This window comes from Tissierellales bacterium (genome assembly GCA_025210965.1).
Taxonomy (GTDB): Bacteria; Bacillota; Clostridia; order Tissierellales; family JAOAQY01; genus JAOAQY01.
Genome location: JAOAQY010000031.1, coordinates 1 through 14,282, shown reverse-complemented (window position 1 = coordinate 14,282; position 14,282 = coordinate 1). Strand labels below are relative to the sequence as shown.

Sequence of the window (14,282 nt, the reverse complement as noted above, 5' to 3'; positions counted from 1 at the left end):
TTAATTATATGCAAAAAGTGGACGAATTCGTCCACTTTTTATAGTTTAATATATAAGCTCTCTAAAGCTCTTATGTTTAGTAAAAACTTATGTCCTTTTCTATTTATTAATCTTCATTTATAAAGTTTAATAAATTCTTTAGAGTATGAATACCATCTTCAAAAATATTCATTGATGACTTGTCCTTATCTGCTTCAGTTTGCTCCTCAAATTGTTCTTCAAACAGTTCTTCAACTATTTCATTGTCATATTTTAGCTCTCCATCAGAAATTTCGACAACACCATCATATGAATTCACAGGATAAAATACATCGTCAAAATCATCATAAGGATTATCTTCTAAAAATAAAACATACTCTTTACCCTCTTGTATGGAAGATGATGTTGTTATTTCTGCTATTTTCCCATCTTCTGGAAAATCAGTTTCAAAATCATCTTTTATATCAAATTCTACTATCCTACGTGTCGGAGTTTCTTCTATAACTTTTCCTGCTTTACCCGTAACAATATGGTCCGAATCATTTTTTATTTCATCAGCATCTTCCATTGTCCCATTTAACACAAAAACCCTGCAATTGGAATCTTCATTTTCTAGCTGTTCTTTTATAAATATCATATCTGCAATCTCATCATTCGAAGCTCCCTCTGAATATCTGTCATCATCTTCAAAATATCCTGATTCAATTAATTCTTCAAACGTATCATATTCTGATAAATTCATATCCTCTAAATGCATTTTTTGAAATCTTTCCTGATCGTAATCCATTGCAAAACTAGTAGTAACAACTCCAAAACAAATACCCATTGCAATAAACACACTTGATAAAATTTTAAATTTTTTCATAATAAAAGTCCCCTTTTAGTTTAAACTTTACGCACAATAACAATCTTCTAGTTACAGTTTAGTTAAATCTGTGTAAAATGTCAATGGTTATTTTAATCGTTTAAATCATTCGTTTTTTAGCGTTTAGTTAGTTGTTTATTTATTATGATTTAAAATACATACTCTAGTGATTTTTTATGTTTTTAGTTCAAAACTAACTAGTTAATGCTATACTATAATTAACTATTCAATTTATGGAGGTATTCGCATGCGACAAAAAAACATAAAAGAAAAATTACACTCACTTTCACTACCTAAATTAACAACTCTACTCATACTTTTTGTACTATTTATAGGTTTTACATTTCATTTTATAATTTCAAGCTCTACCGCAAATATGTCTAAAAATATAGAAACCTATGCAGATGATGAAAACTTACTACTTTCTGAAGTACGCAAAATAATTCATGACCCTACAATTAGCAGAGCTGTGACAGATAGAATTGTAGTTCCTTTAGATAGAAGTTTCGAACCAAAAGATTTAGATCACGTACTTGAATTAGATTTATATATCTCTGAATCTGATGATGTGAATTTTGAGGATTTATTGAAATTAAAAGGATTATACGCACTTTCAATCTCTTCAGAAAAAAATATAGATCTTAGTGACTTAGTTCTAAATAATTTGACCAATCTTGATCTACATGAGTATAGCTCTAATAAAGCAGACTGGAAGTTACCTAATGCTCCAAATTTAAAAAGTCTTCATATTTTTTCTGACTTTTTATCAATCCCTAGTTTCATTGAAACTATGAGCAATTTTTCCACCTTAGAAGAGCTTAGTCTTTCACCAAACAATCGTAATTCAGTTAATTATGAAGATCTTTCTTTTTTGACCCAATTTTCTTCTTTAAAGTCTCTATATCTTTTTGATATAAATGTAGAATCTTTTGATGGAATTGAAGATCTCAAAAGCTTAAACTCAATTACTTTTTGGAATGGTAAAATATCAAACATATCTGCTTTTTTAAAATCAGAGAGCCTTAATGACATATATTTACTACATCCAGGAACTAGTGATGAAAATATACAAACACTAAGAAATCATTTTGGCGATAAAATTTCGATAGAAATTGACAATGAATAGTAAATTCGAAAAATCCACCACTTTCTAAAGTTGTGGATTTTTCTTTTATTTTATATTTTGAGCTTCGGCATAACAATTTTTGTCATTAGTAACTTGATTTGTATTTACTTGAAAATATAATAAGTTCTAAATCACTTTCTTATACTTCTCTTAAATTTAACTATTTTTGTGCACGTCAAATAAATTTAGTGTTATAATGTGCTTATCTACTAATAACAAGGAGGTTTTAGCGTGTACAACAACGATTCAAATTCTAAATTTAATTCTATGTCATTACCAAAATTATCAGCTATAATTATTATTTTCTCTATAGCTATTATAGGACTAACATTTTATATTAATTCTCAAAAACTAAATGACCCACTTCTAGGAGACCGTGCTTTAAGAGCTGCTATTATGGATGAATTTTATCCTGAAGATAAGGAGTATTTAACATTAAATGACAGTCTATTAGAAGTATTTACGTCTCTTGAACTTGATTTATCGAAATTTGATATCACAAGTTTCGAAGGACTAAATAAAATGTCAAGTCTTGATTATCTTGATATAAAAACTAATCGCGACTTAGATTTAAGCAATGTCGATTTACCCAATTTATCAAAATTGCGTTTATCTATAAACTCAAATGAAGTAGCCAATATAACATTACCCGATAGTAATATTTTAGAAAGATTAATTGTCTCTTCTGATAGGCTATTTATTGATCCAAGTTTCATAGATAGTCTAAATAACTATGACCAACTGAAAATCTTAGAAATTAAAAATCCATATTTTAAAAGAAGAGATGATGAATCTATATACGAAAATTGTTCTTTTTTAGCTAAATATCCTTCTATTAAAGATTTAGACTTAAAATATTCAGATATAAAATCTTTAGATGGCATTGAAAACCTAAATAAACTAGCATATATACGTTTTCATGATTGTTCCATAGAAGATGCTTCCGCTCTTCTAAAATTAGATAATATAATCTCTTTAGATATGACTGATGTTTCAATATCTGAAGAACAAATAAAACAACTTGAAGAACACTTCGGTCAAAGATTAGACATTGATGATATTTAAACCTCAATCATATACTTTGATAAATAACACAAAATCACTTACTAATTAAAAAAACAGGCATATCACATCACTTTATTTCCTTGTGATATGAGATGTCTGTCGTTTAATTTGAAATTTGCCATTATTTTCTAAATATCAAATTCGTGATGGTTCCAAGTATTGCTGCATTAACTATTGAAATAGCTAATAGCGCAATTATCGCACTAATCTTAACTGGTGCAGCTAATTGGACAAATGGAATTGTAAAACTAATTACAAAGAAAATTACATAGTCTATTTTCCTAAATTTTTTTAATGCCGCCATTTTATTTTTCATTAATATATCTCTCCTTCTATAGAAATAGCTTCTAGCTCTTCAAAAAAGAATCTTCTTTGGATTATCTTCTTTCCATTTGATTATAACATCAATTAGTTATCAATTCACACTTTATATATATATTATTAATATTATTGATTCAATCTAATAATGCTATTATTTCAATCCACTTAAGTATTTTTATATTTTTCATAATGTTTTCACAATTTATTCACATGACTAAATACTTTTTTTCTTATATAATTAGGGTATAGATAAGTAGAAAGTTTTAGAAGCACGAGCACACAGTAAAATAAAAGGAGTGAATGCCCATGCTACTCGTTGTAGATCGAATCGAAGGTAATTACGCTATCTGTCACAATACAGATGACAAGGTGAAACCAGTCGCCCTATCCGATATTGATTTAGTACTGACAGAAGGTGATTGTCTCCGCTATGATAACGGTCGCTACGAACTAGATATAAAAGCTACACGTAAAAAGAAAAGTGAACTCGAAGCTATAAGACATCAATTTTGGGATTTGAATCGAAGTTAAAAGCAATTTATTTTTGCTGAAATTAACGAAAAAAGGTGTTAGACTCTAATGTCTAACACCTTTTTTCACCCTTTTCCGACAGAAGTATGAATCAACTGCCTATATATTATTAGGAGGCTTCCACCTCTAATAACCTCGTTGATGAGAATTTTATAGCCATAGCTCCAAGTGGTGCTGTAATTATTATCGCAAGCACTGCTATCGCAAGCATCAAATCTCCAGATTCAACACCTAGTCCTAGCGGTACGGCTCCTATTGCTGCTTGTACCGTTGCTTTTGGAGTATACGCTATGACACAAAACAATCTCTCTTTTAAATTTAAATTTGTTCCAAGTGTTGATATCATTACACCGACACTTCTTCCAATCAATCCTATGAATATTATTATGATACCTTTAAATCCAGCATCTAATGCAACTGATAGATCAACTTGTGCTCCAACTAACACAAATAGTAATATTTCTGCAAAAACCCATATCTTGTTAAATTTAGATGACAATCTCTTCGCAACCTCAGGATTCTTCTCTAGTAGTATAAATCCTATCGCCATTACTCCTAATAAACCGGCTATTTCTATTTGATTTTTAAGAGCATTTTCAAGAGCTGTAAGCATTATACCTACTCCAAGCATCAATAGCACTTTTTTAGTATCTCTTATATGATATTTTTTGAATAACCAGACCATAAAAAGGCCACTAATAACACCTATTAATACTCCAAGTATTATAGCTATAGGAACATGTATTAGCTCTACCCCTATGTTAACTTGCTTGCCTCCATATATTCCCAGAAATGTGCTGAAAATTGTTATAGCAAACACATCATCAATAGATGCTCCCGCTAGTATCAACGTAGGAATTGATTTATTTGTACCTATTTTGTTTTCCGTCATACTTATCATGTATGGAACTACTACAGCTGGAGAAACTGCTGCAATTATAAATCCCATGATTCCACCCTGTATAAATGTAAATCCAAGTAATTTTGTCGATATAAGTGCAATCAAAAACCCCTCTATTATCCCTGGTATGCAGCTCATTCTTATAGCTGCACTACCTACATCATTTAGCGATTTTTTGCTAATTCCAAGACCCGCTCTAAGTAGTATCACTATAAGTGCTATTTTTCTAAAGTCGCCTGAAACTCTCATCAAATCAGGATCTAACCAATTAAGAACTGATGGTCCAAGTAATACACCTATCAACAACATCCCCAAAAAACCTGGTAAATTCATCTTAGTAAATATTTTATTCATTATTAATCCCAGTAACACTACAATTGCCAAACTCGTTGCCATAAATTTCCTCCTTATTTGCCTAGTTAACTAAAAACATATATTGCCACATGCGCATTTTGACAATAAAAAAGCTCCTACTGATTGCGTAATCAGCAGGAGTCATTAGCATTTCTGCGGTTAACGGCGAACTCCATCGCCTCTTCTATACATTTCTTGTTAATTATACAATGCTATCTTTATAATTGCAAGCACTATATTATTTTTTCTTATTAACATCCGATATTTCAGTTAGCGAATCCTCGTTCATTCCCATTTTAGCCAAAAAAGAAACTATCAAATCTGTTTTTCCATCAACATATGAATCAATATCTTCAGGGTATTTCTTCGCAAGCTTCTTTTTTAGTTCTCCATACTCTTTAACTGCCTCTGGATTACTTGATAAATATTTTTTCAAATTTAAATGATTCTTCAAACTATCTATACCATCTATACATGCATACAAATGATGCTCCATTTCATCTTCTACATCAAAACCTTCTCTATATTTAAAAGCTTCTCGTCCTGGCACTCCCCAATCACCTTGATGCTTATAGCCTATGGATTCTATACGCTCTATAACTTTCTCCATCGTTTCTTTATTCTTAACTATTATATCTATATCTAATATAGGTTTGGCTGCTAATCCGGGTACTGATGTACTTCCCACATGTTCTATTCTATAATCTAATTCGTTTAGAACCTCTTCAAATTTTTTCTTCAACTTTTCAAACTCAATCGGCCAATTTTCATTATACTTTTCAACCACTATTTTTCTTGACATTTCATCACCTTTTCATCTATTAATATTTTTTAAATTATATTCAAAGTCATTTGCAATATTTTCTCCAGCTATATTCTTTACTTCCTTAAGAAAATCATTTGTTGTTACAATATTTTTAGAATGCATACTTCTAGTAAGTGTCAAAAACCCTTCTTTTCCAATCTTCATTTTTAGTTTGTGAATTAGATATGGGCCTTTTACATATAGCAAATCAAAAGCATCATCGTCATCTCTTTCGATTCCCCATATTGAATTTAATTTTTCACTAATTTTTTCGTATTCATCAATTTTTTTATCAAAAATATTTTTCCCTGCTAGTTTTTCTAAAGCCATAAGAGATGAATATTCTGCAAATGATTCATTTAGCCAATCTTCCCATGTCTTTGGATCCGCTCCATGCCACCATAAATGAGCTAATTCGTGTGCTAAATACTTAAATGCATAGTACTCATCATTTCCATACTTTACATGACTGCTTGATCCTATATCATCTATATCTGGAAGGACAACAAACCCCGGTCTATTATATCCTCCACCATCTTCCCCATTGCCTCTAGGAACTATAGCTATTGTATAATCGCTGTTCTCTATCTCTCCAAAGCACTCTGTATAATAATCTATTATTACTTTTACCTGTTTACCTAATTTTCTAGCGCTTTTTTCATTTTTTTCATCTATATAGTAAATTAGAACTTTATTATCACCATTAATTATTTCTATTTTCTGATCTACAAATTTATCAGATGCCACAAAACTACAATCGCTAAATGATTTTTTAATCTCTATTTTATAATTTTTGCCATTCTTTTTAATATTAGGACTACCTATAAGAACATAATTATCTTCAGTAAATTCAACATCTATTTCAAAATTAGCTTCTGGGAAATTTTCTTCTAATGGAAACCACGGTGCATATATTCCAAGTTCAACCCAGTGTTTTTCAATCCTATTTATTCCAGACTGACCTATCTTAGTTATCTCTCCGCTGTATTTCATTGAAATACTAACCATCTCCGATGTTCTTTTAGATTCATCTATATCCAAAAATACTTTTCTTCCTTCCTGTATAAATGGGATACTCTCATCGGATTTTGGACCATATGATACTCTTTCGATCTCTTTAGACTCTATTTTTTCTATTTCTAGATTATTGTGCATATATATGACCGCTTGTTTGTAATCTAATGGAAAATACATTCTACATAAAATATCAGCACTAATATGATTTTTATTTGGATCAATTTTTACTTTTCCAATATATTTATTCACACACTCACCTACCCTTCAATTTTTGCAATCATAGCCTCTTCCAATCTTTTTTCTGTTTTATCCTGTGCTTTTTTACAATCAACTATTTCAGATTTTAAATCATTTATAAGTTTATCTATTTTATACAAACTAGAATCTACTTGATTCAAACCATCTTTTATGTGTTCTTGAACACTCATGTCTACAAAAATCGTATCCCAAAAGAAATCTGCCATTTTCAAACAATGACTTATATCTATTCTTGCACTAAAATCTTCGTCCAAATCTTTTAATTCTCTTTTCAAATTTTTCACATTATACTCAACAGCTTCAAGTGCACTTTTAGCTGAATCTATTCTATCATGCTTGATAGAAGTTGCAATGAGCCCTCCACCTAGCATGTCATAAGTTCCCCAATTTTTAGCTGATTTCAAGCATTCTTTTGCACCATTTAAAGACATTTCTACTTTTCTTGCTGCTTCTATAGCCTCTATCAATTCACGTTTATGATTTTCTAAATTATTTAATTTAGAAAAATAAATTTCCATTTCATCAGAATTTATTAGCTGTGATTTAAGCTTTTCTATTGCTTTTTTATATTCAGTATTAGCGGTTTCTAGATTTTTCAAATTCTCTCCACATCCATTTAATTCTATTTGCAATCTATCTCTTTCATTTTTTATTCTATCATATTCGAATTTAGCACGAATTGCTTCTTCTCTCTCTCTTTTCAAACTCTCATCAAATTTACCCGTAATATGTTTTATCCAACTAGATAATGTATTCTTTTCTAGTTTTTCAACATCCAATTCTTCTTTTTCAAATCTATCTTTTTTTTCATAGCACTCTCTTTTTACCACAGCTAAATGCTCAGCTATCTTCGCATATCGTTCTCTTTCTTTTTCGTATTTTATACTTTTTTCCCTAAGTTCTCTAATCACCACAAATTCTCCTCTCAATATCAAGAAAATCATCAAATAATTGCTTTATAATATTAAAATCACGTTCCACAATTTCATGATTTCCCCTAATCTTTAAAGTCGATAATTTAGAGTATTCATCTAAATTAATTATTTCTCTAGGGTCAAAATATAAATCTATAGTTTGCTTTAATGCAATATACTCTATATTTTCATTAACTTCATCTATTCTGTTTTTCGCTCTAATCAATTTATCTTGGACTCTATTCATATTGTTCAATCGATGTACGTCTTTTTGAAATCTTCCCTCTAAGTATGTTCGTTCGGCTATATTATGTGCTTTCTCTAATTCTTTTTTTATAAATGCCAAATCTTCTCTAATCATCACTAACCACCCCTATTATAATTTTAGCATAAAAAAATAAGCCCTTATCTTAATAAGAACTTAAACTTTCACTATTTTATAGCACTTTCTACAACAAAAAAACTGCCTCTACAACATAGTAGGCAGCTCTCCTTCAAATAATTTTATAAATCTTCTCTCCATAACCTCATTGTCCATAACATGGTCACATATATACTCAAAATCTTCTTTGCTCATGAGGAGCTCTTCCTCTAGCATATCTTCATCTATTGTCCCATCTCCCAAATCAAATGTATCTATCACATATTCCCCAAATTCCTTAGGTGATTGAAATAAATCAAGCGCCGCAAAAGCTTCTCTTTCATCTAGTGTAAGTGCATTGAATTTATCCATCAACATCTGCAGTTCATCAAAGCAATGCTTTTCATCTTCTGACCAAAGTGAAGCTACATCCCTAGTTATATTCATGATTTCATCAGCTAATACTTCATCCTTTATAAGATCATGTCTTTTTAAATAATCAAAAGTTTCTTCCGAAGTCATTCCGGGATAATCTACCTCTCCATGTCGTCTCAATAAAGTCGAGATAGCTGTCGGCAAAAATATGTATTGTACAAATCCCAAAAGAGCCCAAACATTTGGAAATATTATATTACTGTCATGAGGTTCTTCTCTATAATAATCAACTATACTCTGATGAGAAAAAACTGTATCCTCTGTTATCTTACGTTCCCTGAAGAATCCTTCAACATCTCCTCCTGTTCGGTCAAAAAGATGCGTCCAATATGCATATGTTCCATATTTAAATTTTCCGTCCATTTGCGCCTCCCTAATATCCAAACAAATATCCCTCAATCTCATCTAAATAGAATACTACTCTTTTAGTCATCATGCAAGATAAATTTGCTATTTTACGAATTTTGTTTTCGATTTTTTCTATAAGCATTTGGAGTTATGCCATATATCTCCTTAAATAGTTTTGAAAAATGTGCTTGATCATAAAACCCTGCATCAACTGCTATATCTCCTATTTTTTGATTTCCAGTCAATTTTTGTTTTGCAAAATCTAATCGTAACTGAGTTTTGTAAGCTATTGGCGTCGTTTTGTGGTATTTTTTGTACCTTTTGATTAGTGTATAGATGTCTATATCAAAAATATCTGCCAGATTTTCCATGTTAAATTCCTCAGTAAAATGACTCTCAATATATTTTTTTACTTCTAATAATTCGCTTTCTATTTCAAATTTTTGTTTCCTATCAGCTTTTAAATAGTACTGATACAAAATATCGTCAAGGTACGATGACTCTTCTTTAGAAAAATCAGCTTCCTTTATTCGTTCTATAAGTCTCTTTAATTCTACAATTTGATTAGAATTTAGTCGCTTAACTGCAACTATATCTGACATATCTTCTTTATTAAAAATCTCTGTAACATGACTTTGCTTTATGTATATCATAGTGTATGTCCATTCTTTAGGCTCTACAGGATTACAACTATGGCTTATTAGTGACCCTATAAAAAATAAATCGCCGGCCTTTATTTCGTATATTTCACCATTCATAGATATGTTTGACATGCCGCTCTCCGCTATACCAACAGTAAGTTCTTCGTGTAAATGTTCTTTTCTAGCATGTCTTGTGTCTTTTGCAACTTTTAATTCTTCTATGTTCTGATTCTTTACAGAATAGTATTTTATCTCTTCCATAAATACCTCCATCAATATATGAATCCGCAATGCAAATCAAAAGCGCATCAGAATAGTATCCTTAACTCTATTGTAACACGCTTTTCTAATTGCTCAAAACTATAATATAATCTCTTCTAATGATCTTTTTGGAACATAGTGAGTTTTCTTTTCATCTCTATAATAAGCAGTCTTGCCATCTTCCGGCAAATCAACTAAAACTACATCTTCAATAGGCTTACCAATAGCTATTACCATCAATATATTGTACTTTTCATCTAATTTAAGTTTTTGAGCAAGCGATCTATCAAATGAGGCAAACATACAACCCCCAAGACCTTTTTCTGTAGCAGTTAAAAGTATACTCTGTGCAGCAATGCCATGATCCCAATATGGTTGTTTACTAATACTTGTGTCGTGAACCATAACTATATATCCACTTGGTCTCTCCTCTAATTCTGGGCCATTCCAATCCTTTAATCCACCAGCCCATCTCAATGTCTCAAATATAGTATCGTTTATTTCATCACTCGCACTCAAATAGTATTTAAGTGGCTGAAGATTGGCTCCTGAGCTACCAAGTCTAGCAGCATCTACCATATCTTTCAAGTCATCTAATTCAATTTTGTGAGATGCATCAAATCGTCTATAAGTTCTATTTTTTCTAATCAAATCTTTTAACATAGTATCTCCTCCATTTCATCATCTAAATCACATCTTCTACTTTAATATACCCAAATTTTCATAAATTGTCTTGTAAAATATTGCATCTTTTCTACATATGGGTATACTATTTACATGGCAACATGTTTTCATCAATAATATAATCTGAGGTGAATTACAATGAAACAAAGAATTTTTGAAATTATATACTTAGGAAAAGAAAATGACAAGGAAAGCACATTTTTTGATCGTATGATTGTAACTCTGATACTTTTAAACGCCCTTGCAATATTTCTTAGTTCATTCGAAAGTATAAACTCTGAATATGATACCGAACTTAGATATTTTGAAATCATATCCATATCAATATTTTCACTCGAATACCTCGCTAGAGTATGGACTAGTGATTTGAGATTCAAAAATGTTGGCAAACTAAAAGCTATGAGGTTATATATTTTTTCACCAATGGCTATAATTGATTTAGCTGCAATACTTCCATTCTATTTGCCGATGCTAATTCCTTTAGACCTAAGATTTCTCCGAATGTTAAGGCTTACTAGATTAATTAGAATTGCAAAGCTTAACAGGTACATGACCTCAATGAATCTAATTGGTAGAATACTAAAAAGAGAAAAAGAATTACTGATAGTAACTGTATCAATTATAATTCTTCTCATATTTTCGGCATCTACACTCATGTACTATGTAGAAAATCCCGTTCAACCTGAGGCATTTCCTAATATAGCAGCTTCTTTTTGGTGGGCAATAATAACTATAACTCCTATTGGATACGCTCCTATTACTCCTATAACTTTAACTGGCAGAATAATAAGTGGTACTTTAGCTGTTCTAGGAATAGGTCTTGTAGCACTTCCAACCGGTATTATAAGTTCTGGATTCATGCAAGAATTTAGAGAAAAAAATGCCGCCGAGTATTGTCCTCATTGCGGCAAAAAAATAAGATAACTAAGGAAACATCATTAAACATATATAAGCAAATCCTACAGAACCTACTACCGATAAAAATAAATTTTCCTTGATATAGCTAAGTAGTACTGCTGCTCCGAGCGCTCCTATCGATACTAAAGGGCGCTCCTTTACTCCACTAAAACCTCCTGGTATAACCAACGCTCCGAGAGCCGCATATGGAATGTATTTTAAACTCTGCTCTATTCTAGAATTTAATTTCAATTTACCCATTACATAAAATGGTAGTACTCGTGGCAAATACGTAACAACCATCATTCCCATTATTAAAATAAATATTCTATTCATAGCACACTTCCTTTCTCTCATCTAAGAGATCTTTAACGGTCCAAATTCCAACTGTAAAAACTATCACGAGTATTATATGCCATCCATCGGGAACAAAATCCAAATTGTGAATTAATACATTTAATAAACCTGCCGTAACGACAACACCCATAGTTTTAAATGACTTCTTTACCTCTGGTGTTAGTATAGCTAAAAACATTGCATAAAGAGCTATTCCCATACTTTGATTCAATGCTGCCGGTAATACACCTCCAAGTTGATATCCAAGTATTGTTCCAAATGATAATGACAAATATGCTGTAATAGCCATAGGTAAATAGAACCAGGCACTTATTTTATCTTGTTTCAAATAAGCTACCGAATAAGTCTCATCTGTCATTACAAACGCCATTATAGGTCTAAATTTCAAACTATCCGAACGCAATTTAGTACTCATTGATGCTCCCATTATAAAATGTCTAAAATTGAATAGAAATGTCGTAAGTATTATGCTTGCTATTCCAGCTCCAGAATTCAATAAATCTATTGCCATAAATTGAGATGCTCCTGCATAAACTATAGCCGAAAAACCTAGCCCTTCAAGTAAATTCAACCCACTATTTTTAGCTAGTAATCCAAATGTCATAGCTATTGGTATAAATCCTAATGCTATTGACAATCCTGATTGCAATCCTGTCTTAAATTCTTCCTTATTTTCTAACTTCATATTTTACTCCTTTCATTTTCGCACTTGTTTTTTGCTTTATTTTGGTATAGTATATATTCAAATCACCATAACAGTCAAAGCAAAACCATAACAGTTAAAGGAGTTTTTTTATGTTTCTTAAATTAGACAAATCCAAAAGAGAACCTTTGTACAAACAAATTGCTCAAGAAATTTCAGACAAAATTCTAGCTGGTGAGTTTGAGAGTGAAAAACCACTTCCATCAGTTCGAACCCTTTCTCTCAATTTAGGTGTAAGTCATATGACCATAGTAAAGGCATACGAAAAACTTGAACAGGACAATATGGTCGTAAAACATCATGGAAAAGGTATTTTTATCAATTCAAAAATAGTTCATCCAAACTCTGATAACAAAATTGTATCTTCTTGGTACAATTCCATTGAAGATTATCATCCTAGAGCGCTTACTTTAAGTCTTTTAAAAAACACATTGATAAAAAAACCATATAATATGTCTTATTCAATGCTATCTCCTGATCTTTGTCTCGATTTTGAACCCATTTTCTGTAAATTAGTTGGTCGTTTTCAAGATATAATAATGCCATATGGTCCAACTACTGGTGATATGGATTTAAAAATTTCATTTTCAAAATATCTCTCAAAATATAGATTTGTAAATACTACACCAGATGATTTGCTCATAATATCCGGTTCTCAGCAAGGGTTAAATTTGATTGCACAAGTATTTACTGGCCCTAGAGATTTAGTAATGATTGAATCCCCATCTTATACAGGTGCTATAGATGCGTTTAAAGGATCAGGGGCTGTAATTAAACCTTTAAACATCTCAAATAATTGTTTTCCATTCAATGAATTGATAAGACAATGTGATAAAGAGCCTCCAAAATTCATATATTTAACTCCAAACTATAGCAACCCTATTGGTTATTGCTTGTCGAAAAAAGAACGTTTAGAATTGCTTAATTTAGCAGAGCTATTTGACTTTTATATTATCGAGGATGATCCATGGGGAGAAATAAGTTTAGATTCTAATCCTCCAAAGCCTATTAAGCACTATGATACTAATGACAGAGTAATTTATATAAAAGGCATAAGTAAGTTATTTGGAGCTGGTTATAGACTTGCCGCACTCGTTGCGTGTAATCCTATACTAAGCGGTCTTGAAAAAGCTAAAGCATGCGCTGATTTAGGCTCAGCATTACTACCTCAAAAATTGCTATCAGAAGTTCTAAACAGCAATATGATAGACCCTTTAATAAAAAATATACAAGCTTTTTTGGAAAAGCGAATGGCTCTCACTAACTTTATTTTGAAGACTAAATTTAAATCTAAAGTAAAATACACAATACCAAAAGGAGGTTACAATATTTGGATTCAATTGCCTACTTACATTTCTACTGAAAAATTGCTTTTTGACAAAGCTTATCCTCTAGGTATTACTTTTCTTCCAGGTGCAATTTGTTATCCTAGTGAATCCAAACACAATGAACTTAGAAT

At 31.1% G+C, this 14,282-nt stretch carries 17 protein-coding genes and 1 riboswitch; of the genes, 5 read left to right on the top strand and 12 right to left on the bottom strand.

Annotated features, from left to right (window positions below; genetic code table 11):
• Positions 1-106: 106 nt before the first annotated feature.
• A complete protein-coding gene (locus N4A40_01875) occupies positions 107-844 on the bottom strand; it encodes a hypothetical protein (GenBank protein MCT4660581.1) in 738 nt (245 codons plus the stop codon).
• 247 nt (positions 845-1,091) lie between these two features.
• On the opposite strand from N4A40_01875, the gene N4A40_01870 reads away from it, so the two are divergent.
• Positions 1,092-1,970 (top strand): hypothetical protein, encoded by an 879-nt coding sequence (locus N4A40_01870; GenBank protein MCT4660580.1) that lies wholly within the window; start codon positions 1,092-1,094, stop codon positions 1,968-1,970.
• Positions 1,971-2,201: 231 nt separating this feature from the next.
• Positions 2,202-3,035, top strand: coding sequence for a hypothetical protein (locus tag N4A40_01865; GenBank protein ID MCT4660579.1), 834 nt, complete (start codon positions 2,202-2,204; stop codon positions 3,033-3,035).
• Positions 3,036-3,156: 121 nt separating this feature from the next.
• Here the strand turns inward: N4A40_01865 and N4A40_01860 are convergent, their stop codons facing one another.
• The gene (locus tag N4A40_01860; GenBank protein ID MCT4660578.1) at positions 3,157-3,351 is read right to left on the bottom strand and encodes a hypothetical protein; all 195 of its coding nucleotides are present in this window, start codon (positions 3,349-3,351) and stop codon (positions 3,157-3,159) included.
• 311 nt (positions 3,352-3,662) lie between these two features.
• On the opposite strand from N4A40_01860, the gene N4A40_01855 reads away from it, so the two are divergent.
• Positions 3,663-3,887, top strand: a complete 225-nt coding sequence (locus N4A40_01855) for a DUF3006 domain-containing protein (GenBank protein ID MCT4660577.1) — start codon at positions 3,663-3,665, stop codon at positions 3,885-3,887.
• A gap of 109 nt (positions 3,888-3,996) precedes the next feature.
• Here N4A40_01855 and N4A40_01850 read toward each other — a convergent pair whose 3' ends face one another.
• The 8 genes from N4A40_01850 to N4A40_01815 all read right to left on the bottom strand — a co-directional run bounded on the left by N4A40_01850 (position 3,997) and on the right by N4A40_01815 (position 10,845).
• Positions 3,997-5,184: a cation:proton antiporter gene (locus N4A40_01850; protein MCT4660576.1), complete on the bottom strand. Its 1,188-nt coding sequence runs from the start codon at positions 5,182-5,184 to the stop codon at positions 3,997-3,999.
• 86 nt (positions 5,185-5,270) lie between these two features.
• A riboswitch (Fluoride riboswitch) is annotated at positions 5,271-5,331 on the bottom strand.
• A 49-nt stretch (positions 5,332-5,380) separates the two neighbouring features.
• Positions 5,381-5,944 (bottom strand): GrpB family protein, encoded by a 564-nt coding sequence (locus N4A40_01845; GenBank protein ID MCT4660575.1) that lies wholly within the window; start codon positions 5,942-5,944, stop codon positions 5,381-5,383.
• Positions 5,945-5,956: 12 nt separating this feature from the next.
• The gene (locus tag N4A40_01840; protein ID MCT4660574.1) at positions 5,957-7,213 is read right to left on the bottom strand and encodes a M1 family aminopeptidase; all 1,257 of its coding nucleotides are present in this window, start codon (positions 7,211-7,213) and stop codon (positions 5,957-5,959) included.
• Between the two features lie 8 nt (positions 7,214-7,221).
• Positions 7,222-8,133 carry a hypothetical protein gene (locus N4A40_01835; protein ID MCT4660573.1) on the bottom strand — a complete coding sequence of 304 codons (912 nt, stop codon included), beginning with the start codon at positions 8,131-8,133 and terminating at the stop codon, positions 7,222-7,224.
• A complete protein-coding gene (locus N4A40_01830) occupies positions 8,126-8,497 on the bottom strand; it encodes a hypothetical protein (GenBank protein ID MCT4660572.1) in 372 nt (123 codons plus the stop codon). Before N4A40_01830 ends, N4A40_01835 begins: the two co-directional genes overlap by 8 nt.
• A 108-nt stretch (positions 8,498-8,605) precedes the next feature.
• Complete coding sequence (locus N4A40_01825) at positions 8,606-9,295, bottom strand: hypothetical protein (GenBank protein ID MCT4660571.1); 690 nt, start codon at positions 9,293-9,295, stop codon at positions 8,606-8,608.
• Positions 9,296-9,387: 92 nt separating this feature from the next.
• On the bottom strand, positions 9,388-10,182 hold the full coding sequence (locus N4A40_01820) for an AraC family transcriptional regulator (protein MCT4660570.1): 795 nt from the start codon (positions 10,180-10,182) through the stop codon (positions 9,388-9,390).
• Positions 10,183-10,281: 99 nt separating this feature from the next.
• Positions 10,282-10,845, bottom strand: a complete 564-nt coding sequence (locus tag N4A40_01815) for a nitroreductase family protein (GenBank protein MCT4660569.1) — start codon at positions 10,843-10,845, stop codon at positions 10,282-10,284.
• A 159-nt stretch (positions 10,846-11,004) separates the two neighbouring features.
• Here N4A40_01815 and N4A40_01810 point away from each other — a divergent pair, with 159 nt between their 5' ends.
• Positions 11,005-11,790: an ion transporter gene (locus tag N4A40_01810; GenBank protein MCT4660568.1), complete on the top strand. Its 786-nt coding sequence runs from the start codon at positions 11,005-11,007 to the stop codon at positions 11,788-11,790.
• On the opposite strand, the gene N4A40_01805 is transcribed toward N4A40_01810, so the two are convergent.
• Together N4A40_01805 and N4A40_01800 are read right to left on the bottom strand one after the other, a co-directional pair.
• Positions 11,791-12,099 carry an AzlD domain-containing protein gene (locus tag N4A40_01805; GenBank protein MCT4660567.1) on the bottom strand — a complete coding sequence of 103 codons (309 nt, stop codon included), beginning with the start codon at positions 12,097-12,099 and terminating at the stop codon, positions 11,791-11,793.
• Entirely contained in the window at positions 12,092-12,805 is a 714-nt protein-coding gene (locus tag N4A40_01800; protein ID MCT4660566.1) for an AzlC family ABC transporter permease, read from the bottom strand. Before N4A40_01800 ends, N4A40_01805 begins: the two co-directional genes overlap by 8 nt.
• Positions 12,806-12,915: 110 nt before the next feature.
• Between N4A40_01800 and N4A40_01795 the strand changes: the two genes are divergently transcribed.
• A partial coding sequence (locus tag N4A40_01795; GenBank protein MCT4660565.1) for a PLP-dependent aminotransferase family protein occupies positions 12,916-14,282 on the top strand: 1,367 nt, incomplete at its 3' end.